The sequence below is a fragment of the Nocardiopsis sp. NPDC055551 genome (assembly GCF_053619415.1).
In genome coordinates this window covers 191,446-212,663 of the sequence record NZ_JBSHJJ010000011.1, presented here as the reverse complement: position 1 = coordinate 212,663, position 21,218 = coordinate 191,446, and the positions used below count along the sequence as shown (strand labels likewise).

Sequence of the window (21,218 nt, the reverse complement as noted above, 5' to 3'; positions counted from 1 at the left end):
CTAAGCTTGAAAGAGAGTTCGGTATGACGATCTCCTCGTGTGAGGCGGAGGTGACGCACGGCATGATCTTCAGCCAGCCCGAAGACCCGCTGCTCCGCTCCGTACTCTCCCTGTTCCGGGTCGCGCGGGACCAAGGACACAGCCTCAATCGGACCAAGATCGCCAAGCTGCTCTACCTCGCAGACCTCTCCGCGGTCGAGAGCGGAGGTGTCGCGTTCAGCGGTGCCACCTGGCGATGGGAGAACTACGGCTCCTTCGACCCCGCCCAGTATCGGGTCGAGGACGCCTTGGTCGCAGCCGGGATCATCGAACGGACACAGGATCCCCAGAGCCCCTGTGGGGAGATACGACTTCGCCTGGTCGAAGACGTCGACGCGCCCCTGGGAGCCGAATCCCTCACCGTGCTCGGCGAGGTCGTCGCCGAACTCGGTGGCCGATCCGCCGCTCAACTGAGAGACCTGACCTACGAGACCGCTCCCATGGTGCAGGCGCAGACCGACGGTGAACGCGGCGTGCTCCTCGACCTGAACCGCGCCAGACGGCGTAAACAGTACGCCGCACTCAAAGAGCGTTATCGAGCTCGGTCGGCCGACCGAGACCCCGTCGAATCCGACCCTGGCGTGGGGGAGGACCTTCTGGCAGAAATGGCCGAGTCCGCCGACGCTCGTCGCCGCGCGAACACGAAGGCGTTGGGTGAGGAGTGAAGCCCCCGATCAAACGCGGTGGGATCTACTGGGTTCCCGACCGTCTTCTCGCCCTGCCCCCTGACTACGACCGGGACCCGCATCCTCGACGTTCGGTTACACCAAGGCGGACTCGACCGCAGAGAAGCCCCCACGGTCGACGCCCGCTACGGCATCGACCAGTTCACCATGACCGAGCTGCGCTTCGACGCCTCCTGAAGTCCACGAGCCGCTCCCGGTTGGGCCGTGCCGACCCCTTCGGGTACCTCCCACCTCAACCGGCCAGCGCGGATTCTCAGGGAAGCGTGATCCCTCTCGATCCGTGCCCGAAGCAGGCCCCCAACCGGCCAAGTACGGAAAAGGGTCGCGCACACCACCTCGGGTAAGCCAGGGCTGTTTCATTCTCGGTGAGCGGTGATGTTCGTGCTGGTCAGCGAAGACCGATCACGTCCAGCGGGCGGATGAACGCCTCATACGATGCCCACCGGATCGCGTCGGGCACGGTGTCCTGCCCCAACCGGCCCAAGAACCCCAGGGCGAGAGCTCGCAGCACGGCCAGGTTGTCGGGGGCGTGCCCGCAGCGGACCTTGCAGCCGTCCTCGCCCAGCGACACGTCCTTGACGTGGTGCCAGGCCTCGATGCCCCAATGTCCACGCACCAGAGCGCCGATCCGGGCCGCGTCCGCCCGCTCCACCTCCAGCGAGGTCACCGCATAAGCCAAGGTTCACGACACCTTCCCGGTACGCAGATCTCTGACGTGGCGGCGAAGGCGCACCGCCTGGACCGCGTGCGGGAAATCCGTCCTTCCAGCCAGGTCGATGGCCTTGACGGTGCGGGTCTCAGCGCGCCCGTGGCCGTGGTCGCGGGTGGTGGCCAGCGTGGGAGCCTGAGCCCAGGGCAATGCTTTGACCTGGTCGAGCAACGTCTTCTGGTTGCGTTTGACGGTCAACACGTAGTCGGCGTGCAACTCCTCGACCAAGTACGCGGCGGTGCCGGTCTGGGTGTGCAGGGCATCGGCGGTGAGGACCACACCGGCCAGGCCCACACCCGCCCACAGGGTCTCCAGGGCGTCGATCTCGCTGGTGCCCGCCGGCACTCGCACCTGCGCGACCAGACACCGGTCCGGAGTCAGGGCGGTGAACAGGTGCACAACCGGGTCGGTGGACGTGGCCGATCCACGCAGGGTCTTACCGTCGACCGCCACCACCTCAAGGACATCGGGTCTGACCAGGGCAGCCAGAGTCTCGGGGGCCAAGGCGAGCAGGACGCGGCGGATGGTCGCCGGGGACGGAGCGGTGCGTACTCCCAGAGCCGCGCAGGAGATCCGACAGCCCAGACGGGCCAGGGGGCGGGAGGGGGCGGCGTCGGCCCACTGGCCGATCGCCCGTAGGTGGCGTGCTCCGGCGACCATCGCGCACAGGGCGCAGAGCAGGACGCTGGCCATGCTGTGGCGGCGGCCCCGCGGCGAGCGGGGGTCCTCCAGAGCGGCGATCTTGCCGACAAGGCAGACAGAGGCAGGGGAGGTCGTGGCAGACTGGGGGCGCAACGGAGCCCTTTGGAAGTCAGAGATGTGAGAGTCCCTGATCTTCTAGCGGGCTCCGTTGCTTGTTGGTGCGGGTTTCGACTGGATCGCTACGGGGCTGTGATCAGCATGGACACGCTCACGATCCCGACTTTGAAACAGCCCTGGGTCGAAACAGGTGGCGGAACGGAGCGGACCGTATGCGATCGACTCTGGCTGGAAAATCCGCCGAACTGGAGCGCGCTCGGCACCCGTACGCTTTCCTGAGCGTTCCGCCGCATACGGCGGGGGACGATCGACGCCCACTGAGCCGGTGGAAGGCCGCAGGCTTTCGACGCGCCGGCGCCTGCCTCACCCGGCTCTGTGTACACGCCGTGTTCGCCATGGCCCCGACCGATCGGATACCTGCCTGAGATGCGTGCCTACCTGTCCTTCCTGGCCACCAACCGGCGACCGCTGCTGGGCTGCTTCGCCCTCTTCCTGTTCTCCTCCTTCGGCCAGACCTTCTTCGTCTCCCTCTTCTCCGCCGACATCCGCCAGGACCTCGACCTCACCCACGGCCAGTTCGGTTCCCTGTTCATGCTCGCGACCCTGGCCGGTGCCCTGACGATGACCCAACTGGGCAAGGTGGTGGACCGTCACGGCGCCGGGAAGATCGTTCCCGCGCTCGCGCTGATGCTGGCCTTGGGCGCCGCGATCATGGCGCTGGCCACCCAGGTGTGGATCCTCTTCCTGGCCCTGTTCATCCTGCGGCTGTTCGGGCAGGGCATGATGACCCACACCTCCTTCACCCTCACCGGACGATGGTTCGATCGGGAACGTGGCCGTGCCACTTCGGTGGCCACCCTGGGGTTGAACGTCGGTGAGGCCGTCCTGCCGCTCGCGATCGTCGCCCTCCTGGCCATCGCCGGCTGGCGGGAGGCATGGTGGATCGTGGCCGCGCTGCTCCTGTTGCTGGCGTGGCCGATGTCCGCTCTCATGGGCCGGAGGCGCACGCCGACCGACGCGGTCGATGGCCGACCGGTGACCGTGGTCCGTGGCTGGACACGACGTCAGACTCTGCGCGACCCCTACTTCTACCTGCTGCTCGCCGCCATGGCCGCGCCTGCCCTGGTCGGTAACACCGTCTTCTTCCACCAGGCGTACCTGACCGAACTACGTGGATGGTCACCGGCCCTGTTCGCCTCGGCCCTGTCGGTGTACGCGATCACGACCGTGGTGTTCAACCTGGTGGGAGGCGTCCTCGTCGACCGCCTCACCGCACTGCGGCTCGTCCCCTTCTACCTGGTTCCCCTCGGCCTGGGATTGCTCGTCCTGGCGACGGTGGAAGGACCGTGGAGCGTCGTGCTGTTCATGCTGCTGTACGGGATCACGAACGGGTTGTCCCTGAGTCTGTTCGGAGCGGTGTGGCCGGAGGTGTACGGGGTGGAGCACCTGGGCTCCATCCGGTCGATCATCGTGGCGGTCCTGGTGTTGGGATCCGCTGCGGGTCCCGGTGCTACCGGGCTACTGATCGACGCCGGGGTCGATTACCCGGCCCAGATCATGACCCTGGGCACCTACTGTCTGCTGGCCTCGGCCGCCGCGGCGTGGTTCGTCTCGCGCATCCGAACTCGACTACGGGATGAGCGGATCGAGATGGTGTGAGCCGACCGAGCACCGTGGCCTGAGAAACCCGGAACCTGGACGCGGTTCCGTCTCTTCACCGACCTCGCGTGTGGCGTTCTCCTCGGGCGACCCGTCCTCCATCACGCCGCGGATGGGGATTTCATGGCCCCGGGTCTCGGCCATGAGGCGATGCCGCCACAGAGACAGGACGTTGCCCTGCCCGCCTGAACCGGACCGGGTGCTTCCGACAGGATCGACCGGAAGCACCCAGGGCACGTGTTCCTTGGGCCAGGCCGAGGCGGTAGCGGCCGGTTTCGCTACGTCGACCGTCCCGGCAGGCTGTTCGGGACGGTGGTCAAGATGAACTCGACAGCGACGCAGGAGAACAGCTCACGTCGACTGCGACCGTCCTTCTCCAAACCCTCGAAGAGTGCTCGCAGTTCCTCTTCGACACCCGGCATCACGTCCTCGTCCCAATGGACGCGCAACCGGCTCAGGAGGAGTTGCGGCGCCTCGTAGGCAAGTTCGAGTGAGACGTCGTCGAGACGGGTGATCTCCAGCGCGACCTCCTTGGAAACGGTGGCGTTCACCTTCTCCAGCGGCAACCTCAGAAGAGGCCCTTGGACAGGAAGGATGTGCATATCCAGATCCTTGCCGGAACCGATGACGCACAGCTTCTTGAGGGGCAGACCGCTGACGGGCAGCGTCGGGGACCAGACTTCGGATGTCATCGAACCTCCACGTTGCGCCGGCCGGACCATAGCCGACCGGGAGCGAACAAGCACACTCGGTGTATACGAGTAGGCACCGACAGTTGAGATCCGGTGTCTGGGTCGAGGCTCGGATGTGTGTTCGGTCGGCAGGGAGAATCGGTGCTCACTCGGGCCGGTTTCACGAGGGGCGGGTGGAACGCGGCTAACGAGACTTCACCGAATGCCTCGCCCGGGTCTGCCACCAGCTGCCGGGGAAGATGCCGAACGGTGCCCGAGAAGCCCCGTCAGGGGACCTCCACCACGGCTACCTCGGGCGCCGATTCCGCTGACAGGTCGATCACGGCCAGTTCGGTGTTCTGGGGAACGTCGAACACCAGCTCGTACTCGGTGCTGTTGCCCGGGTTGGTCTCGTCCGCGAAGGTGCAGATGTCGTCGTCCGTGGAGTACTGGGTGCCGTCTTCGGAGTACGCGTACACCCCTTCCCAGGAATCCGACGGCGGGTAGGCCGGCGTCGACCCCACGTTCTGTGCCCTGATGGTGAGCACGTGGTACTCGCCCGACGCGGAGTACTGCTCACCACACGACTCATCGTTGTAGGTGGCCGAAGCGCGCGCATCGGTGACCTCGTAGTCGAACACACCGTCGCTCGGCTCGCCTTCCGGAGGCCCGGCGGGTACTTCCGAGGGCTCTTCCTCGTACTCCTCCATCGCCTCCATGTCCGTCTCCTCGACGGGCACTTCGGTATCTTCCGCGAAGTCTTCAAACGCGGACTCGAATTGAGAACGGATGTAGGCCTGGTTTCCGAACCATCCGATACAGAAACCGAACAACAATGCGACCACGCCGATCGCGGTAGCCACGATCCAACCGGTTTTGTTCACAACAATCTCCTTACAGGGGCCGGCGCGGAGCGGGGAGAGCAACCGGCTTGGATATGGTTTTTCGTATTCTATTCGGTGTCGCGCGTGTCGCTGGATGGTTTCCGCAGGTCATGGCCGCTCTTCGTTGACCTTGGAGCGACCAGGCGGCGGGGGCTGGGCGCCATCGCGTCAGAGTCCCCAGGGAGAGCGAAACGCTCTGATCTGGCAGATCGGTTTACCCGAAAGAGCGCCAGGAATCGTAGTTCAAATCACACTCCCATTGCCGGCAATCGATGGTTGCCGAACGCATTCGTGATCATCCCGCGCCACGCTGTGGCCGCGGCGGATGTCCGGGCGGTCTTCGGCGTCGAGTCCGACCACCGACCGGCCAACACCTCGTGTTCCCGCTCGATCTGTCCGGCGAGGCCACCCTCCGGCGTGCTCCGCGTTCGTGACTCACCTGCTGGGGGCGTTCCGATTCCGCGGACATGGGTCGGACGATCCGTCCGCGCCGCGCTCTCTCGCCTTGGTCGGTGCTGTCGAGAGCACCTGTGGCGCGGATGGGGCCGTTCACGCGCCCCGATGGCCGATCGGAGTGAAGGGCGGGGAGGTCGCGGGGGTGATGGCCGCCGGCGAGGTGGAAGGGGCGGGAGGCTCCAGACGTACGGTCTCGTTTTCATCGCAGCCGGTCAGGAGTAGGCCGAGGGCGGCGGTGGCGAGGGCCAGGCGACTGCGCATGGGGACTCCTTGAGTTGATATCGAGTGTGAACTAAGGACTGTTAACTATGTTCACATAAGTCTAGTGTATGTTGTTTGTGTAGCGCAAAGGGGTCTTCCCCGCGCCGCCCGGCCCTCGGCGGAGTCGACTCCGCCGGTATCCACATCCACCAGACCGGAGTGATCCCATGAGTTACGGCCACCACCCCCACGGTCGACCCGCTCCTGGCCCCCGACCGGGCATGTCCACCGGTGCCAAGTTCGGCATCGGATGCCTTGGGTGCTTCGGCCTGGGCGTGATGGGTTTCTTCGCCCTGCTCTTTCTCGGCGCGCTCGTGTCCACCACCGATGACGGGGGCGACACCAGCGTGGCCGCCGCCCCGACCGGTACCGACGACGGGGGCGGTGCGGGCGAGGCGGAAGACGAGGGTGCGGAAGAGGCGCAACCCGAGGAAACACACCCAGGCCTGGGAGAGACCATCGAGCACGGCGACTGGGAGATCATCGTGCACGCGATCGAGTACGACGTCCCCACCGCGCAGCTCGACGAGTTCTTCGCCGAGGAGCCCTCGGGGCAGTGGGTCACCGTCGAGTTGACGGTGAAGAACCTCGGCGGTGAGCCGCGATCGTTCGGTGAGCGAGACCAGGTCCTCATGGACGAGGCCGGTTCCATGTACCGGTACGAGCTGTGGGCCTCCACGCTGTTCGGCTTCGACACCAACCCCGGTTCCGAAGAGACCGGCGTGCTCGCCTACGACGTGCCGGTCGACTTCGAGGTCGATCACATGCTGGTCAACGGACAGGGCGGTTTCACCGATGGGGTCCGCGTCGACCTGGATTGAGCGGGCCATGGGCCTTCGGCGTCGAGGTCTTGGCCCGCGACCCCTCGTCCGAGTGAGTCAAGAGTCCTTTCCGGTTCGGAATTCGGTGCGGACGGCACCGGGAAAGCGGTGATCTGCCATGTCCGATGATTCGGTGCGCACGGAGGACGGTGCACCCGACCAGCTGCGGGAGGGCGGCCGTAGAAGGCCGCCGCTGCCCCTGGTGCTGCTCGTGGTCGGGGCGCTCGGCGCGGGAACCCTCCTGGGGTGGTCCTCGCGATCCCCGGAGAGGGCCCCGGTCTACCTGGAATTGGCCGAACGGCATGAGTCGACCGGGTCCGACCTGGACCAGGCCCTGGAGAAGGAAGTGGACTACCAGGACACCATCAGCGGTCTGCGTGAACAGGTGGAACAGCTCGAACGCCCGTTCCGGGAGTTGGACGAACGCGAGGAAGGGCTGGACGATCGGGAGAAGGAGATAGGCACTCGCGAGGGTGAGCTCGACGACCGCGAAGGCGACCTGGACGAACGTTCCGAAGAGCTCGACCAACGAGAAGAGGACCTGGACACCCGGGAGGGCGAGGTCACCGACCTGGAGACCGAGGCCGAGGAGAACAGCTTCCCCGGTTCCGGGACCTTCCTGGTGGGCGACGAGGTCTCACCGGGGACCTACCGCTCCGAGGACACCTCGGACTGCTATTGGGCGAGGCTGTCCGGCACCGACGGTTCCTTGGATTCGATCATCGCCAACAACTTCGGGGGCGGCCGTCAGATCGTGACCATCAGTGGTTCGGACATGGCCTTCGAGACGAGCGGCTGTGGCGAGTGGAACCGGGTCTGAGCCTCGGGCGGCCCTGAACCCGTGGCCCCACGTCGATCTTGTTCGTTCGCCTCGTTCATGGTCGTTGAGAGGCGTGTCGTCGAAGGTCGGTGGGGCGGGCAGGCCCTTCTTCGCATCGAGATTTAATTGTTAACCACATTCACAAATTTGCTGTGTAGAGTGCTTTTTGTGAAGTGAGCGATGTCCTTGCTGACCAAGACGACGAAGTCGCCCTCTCGGTTTACCGGGGTGGGCGGAGTGTCCCGAGAAGAGACTCTTGTCCCGAACCCGCACGCCCCTGCGGCTCCGTGGCGAGAACAAGCCCTGCTTCTGACATCGATCTTTCCGACCGCCTGGTCCTCCGGCCGAACTTCGTAGGAAGGTCGCTATGGAATTCCCCGAGAAGGTCTCCGCTCTCAGCACCAAGGTGCAGAACCAGCGGGAGATGACTCAGACCGAAGAGGCGGCCAAGACCGCCTTCGTCATGCCCTTCATCGCGACGGTCCTGGGATACGACGTCTTCGATCCGCGTGAGGTGGTCCCCGAGTTCACCGCCGATGTGGGGGTGAAGAAGGGGGAGAAGGTCGACTACGCCATCATGCGCGACAACGAAGTGCAGATGCTCATCGAATGCAAGAAGTCGAACGGGACTCTGACGGTCGAGAACGCCTCACAGCTGTACCGGTACTTCTCCGTCACCAACGCACGGATCGCCGTCCTCACCAACGGTGTCGAATACCAGTTCTACACCGACCTCGACGCGCCGAATCGGATGGACTCCAGGCCGTTCATGGTGCTCGACCTCGGTGACGTCGATGAGAGTCTCCTGCCCGAGCTGCGCAAGCTCACCAAGGCGTCCTTCGACCTGAACTCGGTGATCGACGCCGCCGAGAAGCTCAAGTACATCGGCGCGATCAAGCGCACACTGGCCGAACAGTTCCAGGTACCCGAGGACGAGTGGGTCAAGTTCTTCGCCGGCCGCGTCTATGACGGTCCCTTCACCAAGCGGGCTCGCGAGCAGTTCACTCCACTGGTCCGGGAGGCCGCGTCCACCTTCCTCGACGACCAGGTCAACATCCGGCTGAAGAAGGCCCTGGAGACGACACGGCCTCAGCTCGATCCGACGTCGAGCGACAGCGCCGATGTCGCCGAGGAGGACCTGAGTAGGGGGACCGGGATCGAGACCACCCTGGAGGAGCTGGAGGGATACCAGGTCGTCAAGGCGATCGCGTGCAGTGAGGTCAAACCCCAGCGAATCGCACAACGGGACTCCAAGAGCTACTTCGCGATCCTGCTGGACGACAACAACCGCAAGCCGATCGCGCGCTTGCACTTCAACGCCAAGTCGAAGAAGTACCTCGGCACCTTCGACGCGGACAAGAACGAGACCCGCCACCCGCTGGGGTCGATCGACGAGATCTATCTCCACGCCGACAAGATCCGCGAAGCGGTACGCGGTCATCTGGAGTGACGGCCGTGATTCCTCTCCACCCCTGGCCCCTGGCCGGGGTTCAGCTGTTCGGCGCTCCCGTGTCAGGGCCCTGCTCCGTCGGTACCGCCTGTGAACCGGCCCAGGTGGTGGAGAAGAAATGGCGGGCCGCCTCGTACAGCACCCCCGGAGCACGCACGTACAGGCAGGGGGAGTGCCGCCCGTGCCTACCCCGGTCGTAGAAGGTGATGTAGGCGGCCTGATCCGTGACGATGACGCGGTAGAGGTGAGGGAGGTCGAACCGGCGAAGCTCGACCTCTCCCCTGCTCTTGGCCACCGAGACCAGATATGAGGTGTTGGCACGGATCTGATCTCGGAGCAGGTCGGGGGCGAATCCCGGGTCGGTCGGTTCCAGCTCCTCGGCCCGCATGGTCAGCCACTCGCCGGGAACCGCGTCGGGATCGGGCAGCAGCACTCGCACGGATTCGACCCGGCCGGTGGTATCCGACCACAGCGGCGTGAACACGTCCCTGGTGAGGGTGTTGCCACGGCCGGTCAACACCCCCACCCAGCGCGCCTGCGCCAGATCCCGAGCCACATCCGTCTCCGCCGACGCCTGATGGCGGTACACGCGCCGCACACCGGTTCCGGTCAATCGAGCAAGGAGAGTGACCAGCCACCAACGCGGGTGGGAGGAACGCATCCATCCCAGGAACATGAGAACCATCGTGGCCAGGATCGAGCTGAGGACACCGAGGACGAACGCGCTCACGTGATCACTTCCTTTGCTCTGGCAGGCGGGGACCGTGATGGATCAGAGCAGATAGGGGATGAGTTCGCGGACGGTGTGCGCCGCGTTGTGCGCGGCCAGAGCGTGGGCGTCGTCGTCCTTCTCTGCGTCCGCCCGATCGGAGATCCCTCGGACCACGACCCAGTCCGGGTTGCCCTCGGCCCGTACGGAGTTCTCCTGCCAGAACTGGCTGAGCCCGCCCGACTCCATGTCCACGGCCATGATCTTGTCGTTGTAGTGCTTCAACCAGTGCCGCACCTCGGAATCGCCATCGGCGATCACGGCTTCACCCGAACCGATCAGGCCGTGGTGGACCTCGAAACTGCGTTTGCGGTGCCCGTCCACGCGCCCGCGGATGACCGCGGGCTCTCCCCGGTCGGTGAAGTAGGCGTTCACCGCGTGGACGACGCGGGCCGGCGCTTGACGTTCCTCGCCACGGCGTTGAACGCTGTCGCCGGCGGTGACCTTGCGTGCGTCGTAGTAGACGATGCGGGTCGAGACGATGACGTCACCGATACGGGCGCCTCCGGTGGGAGTGTCGCCGAGCCCGCCTCCGATACCGACCAGGACCCACAGCCGGGGAGAGAAGTGGTGGCGCAGGTGGTCCAGCGCCGACATCACCGATCGTTGCCCGGGGCCGAGGGTCTGGGTGGTCACCACACTCGCGGTTCCGCTTTCGGTGGAGACGTCACCGGTGCTGAAGAACAGTCCTTCTCGTTTGTGGGGGCGTTCCAGTCCCAGTTCGTCGAGAACGGCTCGCCTCTCCACCGGCAGGATCGTGACGATCCCGATGTCCTTCCGTTGGTCGGGCTCGGCGGGAGTGCGTGTTGTGGAGGGCTTGGCGGAGGCCGAGGGTACGCTCACCTGCGTCTGGTCTCCGAAGACGGTGTTGCCGAAGCTGTTGGTTCCGCCCATGTTGACGATGCCGCTGTTGTTCGAAGCTTCGTTCAGGTTCATGTGAATCATCCGTTCTGTGGATTACCGGGACCGGGTGGGGATGTCTGTGCCTGAGGATGGACCTGGTCTCCGAAGACGGTGTTGCCGAAGTCGTTGGTTCCGCCCATGTTGACGATCCCGCTGTTGATGATCTGTAGTGCGCGATCGTCGAAGTCGGAGATGTCCACGCCGCGAGAGTCCAGAAAATCGCCGGTGGCTTTGAGCAACCGATTTTCGACGTTCTTGATGTGGCCGAGCAGCGTGGTCTTGTCGAGTTGGACCTTGCTCCAGTCCTCCGCCGGCTCCTGGCGGATGCTGATTCGACTGCCGATCTTGCTGTTGCGTCGGGGAACGAGGGTGAAATCGACGCCTCGGAGTGCCAGGGCCCTGTGCAGGAGACCGGAGAGGGCCCTGGCCAGGTAGAACGGGTAACGGGTGATGCGTCCCAACGAACGGATGTGGCGAGGGAACCGGAGTAGATCGTGCCAAGCGGCACCGACGATGGCTCGTTTCCCTTGCTGGCCGAACTCCTCTCCCTTGCGGAAGCTGTCCGGGGTGTGGGTCAACACGCAGGCCGCGAACACCAGGATCAACGTTCGGCCACGCACCCTGAGTTGGAACAGCACCGTGGCCACCAGTTCTCCCCCCGCATCGGGGACGCTCACTTCGAGGAAGTGGTGGTGCGCGGAGTCCTGCCGGTCGATGATCCGGCGCATCGCGGCCGGATCCACCGATTCCCACAGGATGGAGCGGTCAACGGACACGTCCGACTGGGAGACGTAGATACGGTCGCGCACCTGCGCCGGCAGACGGAAATTCTCATGGTCATCGCGAAGGTCGGTGACGGCCGCGCGCAAGTGGTCCATCAGTTCGTGCGGCTTGAAGGGCGGGTGCCGGTGTTCCCGTTCGTGTAAGGGCTTGTCGTCGCTTCCCTTGCGCAGGAGTTGGACGCTCATGGGCGGATTCCACTGATGGATCAGTTCCCCCGCCCCGATGAAGGGCGACTCTTCCCCGAAGAGCGTGAACACACCCGTGTCTTCGTCCTCACCGTCCTTCTTGTGGGCGGGGCGTTGGTAGACCACGCAGGGATGCCTCTGCTGCTCGTCGACGGCCCTCTCCCGATGGGAGAGGCGCCTGGGCCTGAGAGCGGTGGCCTTGTGGGCGTGGTTGATGCACGCCTGGCGCAGACCACCGACGATCGCCGTGAGGAGGGCGACGGCACAGCCCAGGTAGAGGGCCAGCGCTCCCTGAACGGGATGGGAGAAGGCCAGGACCACCATGGTGAGGGCAAGGACCAGGGCGAACGTTCCGGTGTTCTTGAGACGTTTGCTCTCCTGCCCGTACTTCCAGCTGGACCTGGAAGGCAACTTCGGTCGACGCTTCCGCCTCTTCTTCGCCGGAAAGGGCTCTTCGGGCCGCGTGAGCTCCTTGGAGATTCGCCAGGCGTGGTCTAGGAGTACGAGAAGTGCGTATCCGCCGGCGACCAACAGGGTCGTCACCGTGAATCCCCAGTAGCAGGGTGCGGCGAGTGCGGCGATCAACCCCGACCTCGACAACGACGTCAGGTGCAGGGACAACCACGCGTGGCGCATCACCGGGACGAGGTCGAATTCGTATGAGGGGGCCGCGCGTCGTGAAGGGGCCGTGCACACCTCCTTGATGACGAGGTCTCGGAAGTCCTCGTCGACGTGGACACCGGTGCAGAGGTGACGGGTGGCCCCGGTCGGTTCCTCTCCGTGGTTCTGAGGAGGGGGAGAGACGGGGGGTGGAGAGGCGTGAGCGGTGATGGACATGCACTTCTCCTGCGCCGATCCGGTTAAGGTCGAGATGACCATAAGTGGATCGGATGATTAAAGTCAAGATGACCTTTAAGGAGATCGCGGTGGACGAACGCTTGGCGCGAGCCGTTGACGTGGGGTTGTCCCTGGTCACGGTGGATCTGGCCATCTTCACCATTAGGAACGGGGCGTTGATGGTCCTGCTGATCGAGCGCGGGGAGGAGCCGTTTCAAGGACACTCGGCCTTGCCTGGTGGAAGAGTCCGAAGACGGGAGACCCTCGACCAAGGTGCTCGGCGCGAACTCTTGGAGGAGACCGGGGTCGACGGCTCCCGGCTCCACCTGGAACAGCTCGGTGCCTACGGTGATCCCGACCGTGATCCGCGGGGGAGGGTCGTCACCATCGCCTATCTGGCCTTGGGGGCGGACCTGCCCGAGGCGGTGGGGGGAAGCGACGCGGCGCATGCCCGTTGGGTGCCGGTGGAGGAGCTCATCGCGATGTCCACCCCCTTGGCCTTCGACCACGTCCGCATCCTCGATGACGCTCTGGAACGTGTTCGGGAGAAGTTGGAGTACACCACCGTCGCCACGGTCTTCTGTCCCGAACCGTTCACGCTCAGCGAGTTGCGGGCGGTCTACGAGGTGATCTGGGGGCGTGAACTGGATCCCAGTAACTTCCGACGAAAGGTCACCAAGGCGGAGGGTTTCGTGGACCCCATGGGAGAGCAGCGCGCCCAGCCGGCGGGTCGACCGGCGGCCCTGTACCGCAAAGGCGGATCCTCGCTGCTCACGCCACCGCTGTTGCGGTCGGCCTCGTGAACGTGGAGGGTCAGCCCGCGCGACCCGGTCGCGCGGGCTGAAAGGACGAACGAATCCGAACCGGTGAAGTTGCTCGACGCTACGTCCCCATGCCATCTTCAACGCGTTCGAGCTCAGCTAGGGCGGAAATCTTGTCCTCAGTGGTGATGGCGAGAGGATGCCGCTCGCCTCTGACGAAGGCGGCACGATCCTGTTCGACCGTGGTTTCCACGGGGGCATCTGCTCGGGTGCTCCCTTCGACCACTGGGGACAACACGCGGGCCGACACCCTCAACACTTGTGAACGTGCCGAAGTCGATCGGTTCTGTTTTCCGGGCGAACACGAAAGCCAGGAGAGGAACGCCCCTCCATCGTGGGCCCTCACCGGGCCGTTGGTGACCACGAAGACGGGAAAGGCTTCTCCCCACCAAAGAACCACAGGAAGAGGCAGCTATGCCCTGACCGGGAGGATGGGGTGACTCGCCGGTGTTGGCAGATGCAAGACCACGCACACGCTGGGGTCGCTACGGGCGATGACCAGCAGATCGCTGAGCTGCGTCTGGTCGTGGGGACCGCCGAGGAGGTCTGGGGCTGGATCGCCGCACCCGGGCGCCGACGTGTGCTCCGGACCATTTTCTGTCCGTCGACCGGGCCGGGATCGAACCGGCCGACCGCTGAAGCCGCCATCGCCGAGCGGGAGACGAGCACGGCACCGGCCGGTGGCCCGAGAGGGTGCCTATGGGCTACCTTGATCGGCAGTGACACGGGGTGCCCTGAATCCACTGATTCGGGCTGAGATGACACCCGTCGAACCTGATCCGGGTCATACCGGCGAAGGGATGTCCGTACACGGCCAGTGGTATCGGTGGCCGAAGGGACGCCTTCGCCCATGCCAGAAAGGCCACCGATGAGTTCTTCCCGCACCGCGCTCCCTATCGACCAACAGACGGTCGTCGTCACCGGCGGGGCCCGAGGGCTCGGGTCCCGGCTGGTCCAGGCCTTCCTGGGGCAAGGCGCCCGGGTGGTGATCAACTACCTCCACAGTGCCGAAGCAGCCGGCGAGCTCGCCGCCACCCACCCCGACCGCGCCCTGGCTGTGCGAGCGGACGTACGCGACCCCGAACAGGTCGCCTCGATGATCCAGACCGCAGAGGGACATTTCGGCTCCTCCGTCTCCACCGTCGTCAACAACGCGCTCGCCGGCTTCTCCTTCAACGGCGACGCACGACCCCACGCCGACACCCTCACCCTGGAACACCTTGACCAGCAGTTCAGCGGTACCGTCCACGGCGCACTGAACACCGTCCAGGCCGCCCTGGCCTCCATGCGCGGCCAAGGGTTCGGCCGGGTCATCAACGTGGGCACCAACCTGTTCCAGCACCCGGTCGTCCCCTACCACGACTACACCGCGGCCAAGGCGGCGCTGCTGTCGCTGACCCGCACGCTCGCCCATGACCTGGGCCCCGACGGCATCACCGTCAACATGGTCTCCGGCGGTCTGCTGCGCACCACCGACGCCAGCGCCGCCACCCCCGACGAGGTGTTCGACATGATCGCCTCCACCACACCGCTGCGCCGGGTCACCACCCCGGCCGAGTTCGCCGACGCGGCCCTGTACTTCGCCTCCCCTTGGGCGCGCGCGATCACCGGCCAGAACCTCGTCGTCGACGGCGGGCTGGTGATGAACTGATGGCCACCGCTTCCGCGCCTGACCAGGCTCCCGATCGCCGGATGCACCTCAACCTGTTCATCTTCGGCTGCGGCCACCACAAGGCCGCCTGGCGCCACCCCGACTCGCCGGCCGAACGGATCGGTGACATCACCTACTTCGAAGAACTGGCCCGCACCGCCGAACGCGGCTGCCTGGACGCGGTGTTCTTCGCCGACGGCCACGCCACGGGCGACGTCGCCGGTGGCCCGTGGTGGTTCCTCGAACCGTTGACCACTCTGGCGGCCATGAGCCGGGCCACCCGGCACATCGGTCTGGTCAGCACCGTTTCCAGCACGTTCTACACGCCCTTCCACGCGGCACGCCTGTTGGCCTCCCTGGACCACATCAGCGGAGGCCGAGTGGGCTGGAACGTGGTGACGTCCATGTTCGACGCCGAGGCCCGCAACCACGGATACGAGCAGATGCCCGCGCACCAGGAGCGCTACGCCCGAGCCGAGGAGTTCGTGGAGGTGGTGCTGGGGCTGTGGGACTCCTGGAGCGACGAGGCCTTCCACTACGACCGGGACGGGGTCTTCGCGGACCCGGACCAGGTACGCCCCATCGGCCACCGGGGAGAGCACTTCCAGGTCGAGGGCCCGTTGAACGTGCCGCGCCCGGTACAGGGCAACCCGGTGCTGTTCCAAGCGGGTTCGTCGGAGCAGGGACGCACGCTGGCGGCCCGCCGCGCCGAGGCCATCTACTCCGTGGCCTATGACCTGCCCAGCGCCCAGGACTACTACGGCGACGTCAAGGCGCGGATTCGTCGGGCGGGCCGCGACCCCGGGTCCGTCGCCATCATGCCCGGACTGGTCACCTACGTCGGTTCCACCGAGCGGGAGGCCCAAGACAAGCAACGTGAACTGGACGAACTGCTGCCGACCGAGGAGTCATTGCAGCAGCTGGGGCTGTTCACCGAACAGGACTGTTCCGATTGGGAGCTGGACGCGCCGGTTCCCGAGCTGCCGCCACTGGAGGAGTTCACCGGTCCCAAGGGGCGCTACGAGACCATCCTGCGCATCATCGACTCCGAAAGACCCACGGTGCGGCAACTGCTGGGCCGTCTGGCCGCCGGCGGCGGACACTGCACCATGGTCGGAACGCCCGAGCAGATCGCCGACCGGATGACCCGGTGGTACGAAAACGGTGGCGCGGACGGGTTCAACCTCATGCCGCCGTCGTTGCCGGGCGGGATCGAGGACTTCGTGGACCATGTGGTCCCTGTCCTGCAACAGCGGGGGCTGTTCCGTCACGAGTACGAGACGGACACACTTCGGGGCCATCTGGGTTTGGAACGGCCACCGTCACCGTACTGAGAACGGGAGGCAGGTCCGGGAGGTGGGAGGCTCGAAAGGCCGTCCTTGGCCTGTCCGGACCTCCTCATCTCGTAGGAAGGGCGCGCGGCAGGAACCGTTGCGGGGTTGCTGAGGATCGGTAGGCCACCGAGCACGTCACCCTGTTGGAGAAGGTGGGCTTCCGGAAGGGGGACCCACCGCTGTAGCGCACCTCATGGAGGGAGGGCGTTACAGCGGCGGAAATCGCTTTCCCCTATCGTGTGATCACGGGATGACCGCTGGCGATCGAGACCCGGTTGAACGCGTTGATGAGCGTGGTCGTCCACTCCACCGCAGAGATCTGTGCGGTGGTCAGGTGGGCGGCCGCGCGGGCGTTGATCTCCTGCCGGTCGACGGCGGGGTCGATGACGGTGAGGGACTCGGCCAAGAGCAGCGCGGCCTTTTGCATGTCGGAGAACACGCCGGCCTCACGCCAGGACGGCAGTACGTCCAGGACGCTCTGCTTCACCCCGGCCTTGCGGGCCTTGGGAACGTGGATGCTCAGGCAGGTCGGGCACCCGTTGATCTGGGACACCCGGACGTTGATCAGCTCGATGGTGTCGTCGCCCAGGCCGGCCTCGTGCGAGGCGGCTCGAGAGGCCACGGCCGCCTTGCCGAGCGCCTTGTACACCGTGGGGTGTTCCTTGTCGATGTAGGGACGCTCCGCGTTCATGCCTGCTCCTCGGTCGTCTTCTGGACCAGGGCCAGGTCCGCGGGCCTGGGCTTGCGGAACTTGCCGCCCTGGGCCGTGTACTCCTCGCCGTGCTCCTTCAAGTGCTTGGCGAACAGTGGGCACACGGGGACGACGGTGATGTTCCTGCGGACGCTGTCGGCCAACGCCTCGCGCAGCAGGAGCCCGGCCAGGCCTCGTCCACCGAATTCCGGTGAGACCTCGGTGTGGAAGAAGACGCGCTCTCCGTCTCCCTGCACTGGGTCGACGAAGTCCGCACGGCCGGCGAGGGTGCCGTCATCCAAGGTCACGGTGTAGGCGCTGATGACGCGCGCTTCGTCGAGGGCGATATGCACGACAGCGCCGGTTTTGTCGGTCTGTGGCTCGGTCATGGCGAAGACCTCTCCAGGGGGATCGTGCCGGGCCGGTTGATGGTGGGCACGACGGTGTCTCGGCCCGGCGGGGTGGGTGATCGGGGTGGTTCAGTCCTGGATCTGTGCGTGAGGCGGTGGGTTCTTCCTCGGCCTCATCCTGACCGGTGGCAGTTCAGGGGCGGGGATCCACCCCATTCCTTCGCGGTTCCTTCCCGGGCCGCCATGCCCCACGTAGCCTTCGACGCGACCGAACCGCTCACCGTGGTTCTGCCATTCCTCCCGGTACTGCCGGATCTCCTCGGTGGTACGGCCCAGGAAGTTCCACCACATGACGAGCTCCTCGTCGAAGGGGGTGCCTCCCACGAGTACGAGCCTGGCCGGTTCGGTACCGCCGTTGGCGATACGCAGGTTCCGGCTTCCCACCCCCGTGTAGCCCACGGCGTCCTTGGGTACGCGCACGCCCTCCAGCGTGATGGCCTCGCCCGTGTCCACCAGCAGGCCGTGCTCGAATCCGGAATCGACCGTCAGGTCGAGGGCCGCGCCGGGATCGAGCCTGATCTCGGCCCCCACCAGCGGCGAATACATGCTCACCGGGGACTGTGAACCCAGCAGTGAACCGAGGAAGACGAGCGCGGAACCGCCGTCGAAGGTGACGGGCTCGGGGACGAAGTGCTCGAAGTCGCGGCCCGGCCGGTTGCGCGCCTCCTCGGGGAGGGCGATCCAGAGCTGCACCCCGTGGAGTCGGTCGGTGTCCTCCGTGGAGGTCTCGGAATGGCAGATGCCGGCGCCGGCGGTCATCAGGTTCATCTCACCGGGAAGGACGTGGGCGCTGTTGCCACCGGAGTCGATGTGGGCGACGGTACCTTCGAACAGCCAGCTCAGCGTCTGAAGTCCCGTGTGCGGGTGCGGAGCCACGTCCATACCGCCGCTGGCCGATACGTCGTCCGGCCCGTAGTGGTCGATGAAGCACCACGCGCCGATCAACGAACGCTGCCGTTGCGGCAGGGTACGGCGCACGTTCATGGCACGCGGTCCGCCCAGGGGCACGTCGCGGGCGGTGATGAGCTCGACGGGAGCTCCACCCTCCCGCTCGGCCCACGGCCCTGGAAGGCCACCATCGACGCACACGTGGGTGTCCGGGTTCGCCTCTGGGTTGGTCATCGCGGAGTCCCTTCCGCCGCGGGGTCGGATACGACGGTTGTGATCTTGATGATCTCTCCTCCAGGCCAAGCAGGTGTGGGAGCGGGCAAGCTCCACCTGTACTCAGCCCCAAGGTACGCGCACGCGCCTTCCTCGCGCCAAGGCCCTACCGGGAGGTAACGGGCGGACTACGGCGTGGAATGACAGCGGCCGCCACAGTCCGGGCTGTGGGGCCTTGCACCCGATGTCAACGAACCAAGATCACGATGCGAAATCTCCGTGAGTGACCAGCGGTCGAGGCATGAGCCTTAGGGTTCGTTCGATGTTCCTGCTCAGCTCACCTGCGACGAGTGCGGTCTGTTTTTTTCAGGTAGAAGGGTCGGTCTGCCATGGAGTTCTGTGAAACCACAGGTACCCGAATCCCTATACGTCCGCTTCCCCAGCGAGCTTTTGTCGGAGCCAGGTGGGTATGTGTTCGTAGTCGCGAGGAAAGTACTTGAGGTCGTTGGTGTATCCCCATGCCGCGGGAAAGAGAATGTGAGGGTCTTCGTCGTAGTTATATTCGACCTGGAAATTTCCAGGTCGAGTGATTGTGAATTTAATCGAAAACCAGGTTCCCTCGCCTTCTCGATACATCCCTGCGCGCAAGTTGTCGAGTAAAGGTCCGATAGTATTAGGACCCCAGCCTGCTATGTTTTTTCCGTATGTATCGCGCACCTGAAACTTAGAAGAACTGTGGTCGATTACGGCGTTGCTTCTATACATTATGTTTTTCCATCCTTGTGGTGCCCGCAAAAGAATGGACTGGCAGATCTTCTTGATTAGGTCAAGCTGTTGAGTTTGATTAAGGTGTCCCCTTTTGAAAAATTTGCTTACCAAAGGATGTTCCTTGTGTCAATTAAGCGGTGGTAGGTTGCTGTACCGCTGAGGTTCCAGTGAGGTGATCCCAGCGGGTTTCATTTCAGGCGTCCATGCTCGAAACACGTGAGAACGAGCGCGGCTCTGACGATGCCTCCGATCTTGCCGGGGCTGGCGGTGATGACGCCGATGCCAGCACCCTGATATCCCAGGTCGGCCAGCGTGGGCAGGCCTTGGGCCGCAGGGGCGTAGAGCGCACTGAGCACGTGGGCGCGGGTCGGGGGCAGGCCGTTCGCTGATCGGGGCTCGACACCATTGATGAACAGGGGAAATCCGTCCGGTTCCATGACGCCTTGGAGGTTGCCTCCGTGGTGGCGGGACTTTCCCGAGTACCAGAGGTCGATGCTGCGACCCTTGAGGCTGGTGGTCTTCTCCAGGCAGCGGTCGGTCAGGATCACCATGTCGTCGAGTACTAGGTGGCCCGCGCTCGCCTTGTGGGCCTCGTGCCGTGCTTGGCGAAGGTCACGGTCCTGATCGGCGAGTTCGTAGGTGGCTTGGTCGATGTAGCGGTAGCCGGTGGAGCGGCCGATGCCGTGGTCGCGTGCCAGGGTGGCAGGACCGGTCCCCTCGGGGAAGTGGCGCAGGGCCATCACCGCTTGGTGGAAGCAGGTCAGGGCGCGGGTTCGGTTACGGGTACCACGGAGCTTGCGTTCGGCGGGCAGAAGGCGGGAGAGGAAGAGAACGGCTTCCCTGGGGACGTCAAGGATGGCACTATAGGCGACCAGGTGGAGCCTTTCACGGTAGCCCGGCAAGATTCGATACCTCGCCTTCTGCCTGGGGCTCACGTCTATGTCTGCCGAACGGTCATATCTCCACTCGAGTCCCGATTTCCGCTTTCCTCCTATCTCAGGGACGCTGGGATCACCTCATTGTAACTGAATCCTTCCGAATTGGCTTCAGGGGTGACTATTCCATATTTTTCTGGTTCGGCAAAATAAGTGGGGTCTCCCGGGATGGTATCGGTCCCTAGTATCCCCTCGATTTCCTTGAGTGCTTCAGATAGGCGCGTTTTGTTGTTGTAGTAAACTTTTGGATGTGGTTTTCCTGAAAAATCGAACCACATCCAAATGTCATGTCGGACTCCGAGTGCCACACTGATATCATCTGGATCCAGGAGAATTGAGACATCGACAAGACGGTTTACTCTCTTCTTCTCCCCATCAGCGTTGATCCAGTACCCTGAGCCCAGAAGTTCGATCTGGCCCACATGTGTATCCGTATGGCCTACCGGTTGGCTCTCCGTGATTCGCTCAGTAATGAACTCTTCGTTCAACCTTTGGAGATCGCAAAGGGAGACCCGGGAGCGAAATCCGATCGAACCTTGTCCGTGTCGGTGCCAGGATATTTGTATCCCGGCAAGTTCCATAAGGGCTTTTTGGTCGAGGGCTCTGGATATTGACAGCGTCATAGCAGAAGCACTATCAAGGACTTTTCCATTCTCAATTTCGACATACCAGTCCCAGGAAGCAATTTCGCTAGATGCGCTGAGTATCTGAGTCATTTAAGACCTAGTCCGGGTAGATTTGTGCGTCTTCCGGAACGGTCATGACTCCGTCTAACCTGCGGCAGGTTCGGTCTGTTTCGTCCAGGCGGGAGAAAT

Annotated in this window: 22 protein-coding genes and 1 riboswitch; of the genes, 9 read left to right on the top strand and 13 right to left on the bottom strand. The window is 64.6% G+C overall.

The genetic code is table 11. The annotated features are described in order from the left end of the window. The first annotated feature begins 23 nt into the window (after positions 1 to 23). Positions 24 to 704 (top strand): hypothetical protein, encoded by a 681-nt coding sequence (locus ACWGSK_RS20655; protein WP_452456482.1) that lies wholly within the window; start codon positions 24 to 26, stop codon positions 702 to 704. An 18-nt stretch (positions 705 to 722) separates the two neighbouring features. Next, on the top strand, positions 723 to 902 hold the full coding sequence (locus ACWGSK_RS20650; RefSeq protein WP_452456481.1) for a hypothetical protein: 180 nt from the start codon (positions 723 to 725) through the stop codon (positions 900 to 902). Between the two features lie 211 nt (positions 903 to 1,113). Here the strand turns inward: ACWGSK_RS20650 and ACWGSK_RS20645 are convergent, their stop codons facing one another. Together ACWGSK_RS20645 and ACWGSK_RS20640 are read right to left on the bottom strand one after the other, a co-directional pair. After that, positions 1,114 to 1,404, bottom strand: coding sequence for a hypothetical protein (locus tag ACWGSK_RS20645; RefSeq protein ID WP_452456480.1), 291 nt, complete (start codon positions 1,402 to 1,404; stop codon positions 1,114 to 1,116). Positions 1,405 to 1,407: 3 nt separating this feature from the next. After that, positions 1,408 to 2,229 (bottom strand): ISAs1 family transposase, encoded by an 822-nt coding sequence (locus ACWGSK_RS20640; protein ID WP_452456479.1) that lies wholly within the window; start codon positions 2,227 to 2,229, stop codon positions 1,408 to 1,410. Between the two features lie 390 nt (positions 2,230 to 2,619). On the opposite strand from ACWGSK_RS20640, the gene ACWGSK_RS20635 reads away from it, so the two are divergent. Then, the gene (locus ACWGSK_RS20635; protein WP_452456478.1) at positions 2,620 to 3,852 is read left to right on the top strand and encodes an MFS transporter; all 1,233 of its coding nucleotides are present in this window, start codon (positions 2,620 to 2,622) and stop codon (positions 3,850 to 3,852) included. Between the two features lie 278 nt (positions 3,853 to 4,130). Here ACWGSK_RS20635 and ACWGSK_RS20630 read toward each other — a convergent pair whose 3' ends face one another. The 3 genes from ACWGSK_RS20630 to ACWGSK_RS20620 all read right to left on the bottom strand — a co-directional run bounded on the left by ACWGSK_RS20630 (position 4,131) and on the right by ACWGSK_RS20620 (position 6,124). After that, entirely contained in the window at positions 4,131 to 4,544 is a 414-nt protein-coding gene (locus ACWGSK_RS20630) for a hypothetical protein (RefSeq protein WP_452456477.1), read from the bottom strand. 266 nt (positions 4,545 to 4,810) lie between these two features. Next, complete coding sequence (locus tag ACWGSK_RS20625; RefSeq protein ID WP_452456476.1) at positions 4,811 to 5,407, bottom strand: hypothetical protein; 597 nt, start codon at positions 5,405 to 5,407, stop codon at positions 4,811 to 4,813. 549 nt (positions 5,408 to 5,956) lie between these two features. Next, a complete protein-coding gene (locus ACWGSK_RS20620; protein ID WP_452456475.1) occupies positions 5,957 to 6,124 on the bottom strand; it encodes a hypothetical protein in 168 nt (55 codons plus the stop codon). A 167-nt stretch (positions 6,125 to 6,291) separates the two neighbouring features. Here ACWGSK_RS20620 and ACWGSK_RS20615 point away from each other — a divergent pair, with 167 nt between their 5' ends. The 3 genes from ACWGSK_RS20615 to ACWGSK_RS20605 all read left to right on the top strand — a co-directional run bounded on the left by ACWGSK_RS20615 (position 6,292) and on the right by ACWGSK_RS20605 (position 9,215). Beyond that, positions 6,292 to 6,945 carry a DUF4352 domain-containing protein gene (locus ACWGSK_RS20615; RefSeq protein WP_452456474.1) on the top strand — a complete coding sequence of 218 codons (654 nt, stop codon included), beginning with the start codon at positions 6,292 to 6,294 and terminating at the stop codon, positions 6,943 to 6,945. 118 nt (positions 6,946 to 7,063) lie between these two features. Next, on the top strand, positions 7,064 to 7,765 hold the full coding sequence (locus tag ACWGSK_RS20610; protein WP_452456473.1) for a hypothetical protein: 702 nt from the start codon (positions 7,064 to 7,066) through the stop codon (positions 7,763 to 7,765). Positions 7,766 to 8,132: 367 nt separating this feature from the next. Next, a complete protein-coding gene (locus ACWGSK_RS20605) occupies positions 8,133 to 9,215 on the top strand; it encodes a type I restriction endonuclease (protein ID WP_452456472.1) in 1,083 nt (360 codons plus the stop codon). A gap of 40 nt (positions 9,216 to 9,255) precedes the next feature. Here ACWGSK_RS20605 and ACWGSK_RS20600 read toward each other — a convergent pair whose 3' ends face one another. Genes ACWGSK_RS20600 through ACWGSK_RS20590 form a run of 3 tightly spaced genes read right to left on the bottom strand, consistent with a single transcriptional unit; the run spans position 9,256 to position 12,692 of the window. Next, positions 9,256 to 9,945 (bottom strand): hypothetical protein, encoded by a 690-nt coding sequence (locus ACWGSK_RS20600; RefSeq protein ID WP_452456471.1) that lies wholly within the window; start codon positions 9,943 to 9,945, stop codon positions 9,256 to 9,258. 42 nt (positions 9,946 to 9,987) lie between these two features. Continuing rightward, positions 9,988 to 10,929: a 5'-methylthioadenosine/S-adenosylhomocysteine nucleosidase family protein gene (locus tag ACWGSK_RS20595; RefSeq protein ID WP_452456470.1), complete on the bottom strand. Its 942-nt coding sequence runs from the start codon at positions 10,927 to 10,929 to the stop codon at positions 9,988 to 9,990. Next, positions 10,926 to 12,692 carry a hypothetical protein gene (locus ACWGSK_RS20590; protein WP_452456469.1) on the bottom strand — a complete coding sequence of 589 codons (1,767 nt, stop codon included), beginning with the start codon at positions 12,690 to 12,692 and terminating at the stop codon, positions 10,926 to 10,928. Before ACWGSK_RS20590 ends, ACWGSK_RS20595 begins: the two co-directional genes overlap by 4 nt. Before the next feature lie 68 nt (positions 12,693 to 12,760). On the opposite strand from ACWGSK_RS20590, the gene ACWGSK_RS20585 reads away from it, so the two are divergent. The 3 genes from ACWGSK_RS20585 to ACWGSK_RS20575 all read left to right on the top strand — a co-directional run bounded on the left by ACWGSK_RS20585 (position 12,761) and on the right by ACWGSK_RS20575 (position 16,498). Further along, complete coding sequence (locus tag ACWGSK_RS20585; RefSeq protein ID WP_452456468.1) at positions 12,761 to 13,495, top strand: NUDIX hydrolase; 735 nt, start codon at positions 12,761 to 12,763, stop codon at positions 13,493 to 13,495. A 733-nt stretch (positions 13,496 to 14,228) separates the two neighbouring features. Then, positions 14,229 to 14,331, top strand: a riboswitch (TPP riboswitch). Between the two features lie 50 nt (positions 14,332 to 14,381). Beyond that, on the top strand, positions 14,382 to 15,164 hold the full coding sequence (locus tag ACWGSK_RS20580) for a 3-oxoacyl-ACP reductase (RefSeq protein WP_452456467.1): 783 nt from the start codon (positions 14,382 to 14,384) through the stop codon (positions 15,162 to 15,164). Then, positions 15,164 to 16,498 carry an LLM class flavin-dependent oxidoreductase gene (locus ACWGSK_RS20575; protein WP_452456466.1) on the top strand — a complete coding sequence of 445 codons (1,335 nt, stop codon included), beginning with the start codon at positions 15,164 to 15,166 and terminating at the stop codon, positions 16,496 to 16,498. Before ACWGSK_RS20580 ends, ACWGSK_RS20575 begins: the two co-directional genes overlap by 1 nt. 232 nt (positions 16,499 to 16,730) lie before the next feature. Here ACWGSK_RS20575 and ACWGSK_RS20570 read toward each other — a convergent pair whose 3' ends face one another. From ACWGSK_RS20570 to ACWGSK_RS20550, 5 genes are all read right to left on the bottom strand, one after another. Continuing rightward, on the bottom strand, positions 16,731 to 17,189 hold the full coding sequence (locus ACWGSK_RS20570) for a carboxymuconolactone decarboxylase family protein (protein WP_452456465.1): 459 nt from the start codon (positions 17,187 to 17,189) through the stop codon (positions 16,731 to 16,733). Further along, entirely contained in the window at positions 17,186 to 17,578 is a 393-nt protein-coding gene (locus ACWGSK_RS20565) for an N-acetyltransferase (protein WP_452456464.1), read from the bottom strand. Before ACWGSK_RS20565 ends, ACWGSK_RS20570 begins: the two co-directional genes overlap by 4 nt. A 90-nt stretch (positions 17,579 to 17,668) precedes the next feature. Continuing rightward, positions 17,669 to 18,721 carry a pirin family protein gene (locus ACWGSK_RS20560; protein ID WP_452456463.1) on the bottom strand — a complete coding sequence of 351 codons (1,053 nt, stop codon included), beginning with the start codon at positions 18,719 to 18,721 and terminating at the stop codon, positions 17,669 to 17,671. A 935-nt stretch (positions 18,722 to 19,656) separates the two neighbouring features. Then, positions 19,657 to 20,370 (bottom strand): IS5/IS1182 family transposase, encoded by a 714-nt coding sequence (locus tag ACWGSK_RS20555; protein ID WP_223809096.1) that lies wholly within the window; start codon positions 20,368 to 20,370, stop codon positions 19,657 to 19,659. Between the two features lie 89 nt (positions 20,371 to 20,459). After that, entirely contained in the window at positions 20,460 to 21,119 is a 660-nt protein-coding gene (locus ACWGSK_RS20550) for a hypothetical protein (protein WP_452456462.1), read from the bottom strand. Between the last annotated feature and the right edge of the window lie 99 nt (positions 21,120 to 21,218).

Bases quoted from the DNA above. Each gene is read 5' to 3' on its own strand.
- ACWGSK_RS20635 (WP_452456478.1), top strand. From the start codon at position 2,620: ATGCGTGCCTACCTGTCCTTCCTGGCCACCAACCGGCGACCGCTGCTG.
- ACWGSK_RS20655 (WP_452456482.1), top strand. From the start codon at position 24: ATGACGATCTCCTCGTGTGAGGCGGAGGTGACGCACGGCATGATCTTC.
- ACWGSK_RS20605 (WP_452456472.1), top strand. From the start codon at position 8,133: ATGGAATTCCCCGAGAAGGTCTCCGCTCTCAGCACCAAGGTGCAGAAC.
- ACWGSK_RS20620 (WP_452456475.1), bottom strand. From the start codon at position 6,124: ATGCGCAGTCGCCTGGCCCTCGCCACCGCCGCCCTCGGCCTACTCCTG.
- ACWGSK_RS20575 (WP_452456466.1), top strand. From the start codon at position 15,164: ATGGCCACCGCTTCCGCGCCTGACCAGGCTCCCGATCGCCGGATGCAC.
- ACWGSK_RS20585 (WP_452456468.1), top strand. From the start codon at position 12,761: ATGACCTTTAAGGAGATCGCGGTGGACGAACGCTTGGCGCGAGCCGTT.
- ACWGSK_RS20610 (WP_452456473.1), top strand. From the start codon at position 7,064: ATGTCCGATGATTCGGTGCGCACGGAGGACGGTGCACCCGACCAGCTG.
- ACWGSK_RS20565 (WP_452456464.1), bottom strand. From the start codon at position 17,578: ATGACCGAGCCACAGACCGACAAAACCGGCGCTGTCGTGCATATCGCC.
- ACWGSK_RS20630 (WP_452456477.1), bottom strand. From the start codon at position 4,544: ATGACATCCGAAGTCTGGTCCCCGACGCTGCCCGTCAGCGGTCTGCCC.
- ACWGSK_RS20615 (WP_452456474.1), top strand. From the start codon at position 6,292: ATGAGTTACGGCCACCACCCCCACGGTCGACCCGCTCCTGGCCCCCGA.
- ACWGSK_RS20550 (WP_452456462.1), bottom strand. From the start codon at position 21,119: ATGACTCAGATACTCAGCGCATCTAGCGAAATTGCTTCCTGGGACTGG.
- ACWGSK_RS20595 (WP_452456470.1), bottom strand. From the start codon at position 10,929: ATGATTCACATGAACCTGAACGAAGCTTCGAACAACAGCGGCATCGTC.
- ACWGSK_RS20590 (WP_452456469.1), bottom strand. From the start codon at position 12,692: ATGTCCATCACCGCTCACGCCTCTCCACCCCCCGTCTCTCCCCCTCCT.
- ACWGSK_RS20580 (WP_452456467.1), top strand. From the start codon at position 14,382: ATGAGTTCTTCCCGCACCGCGCTCCCTATCGACCAACAGACGGTCGTC.
- ACWGSK_RS20570 (WP_452456465.1), bottom strand. From the start codon at position 17,189: ATGAACGCGGAGCGTCCCTACATCGACAAGGAACACCCCACGGTGTAC.
- ACWGSK_RS20560 (WP_452456463.1), bottom strand. From the start codon at position 18,721: ATGACCAACCCAGAGGCGAACCCGGACACCCACGTGTGCGTCGATGGT.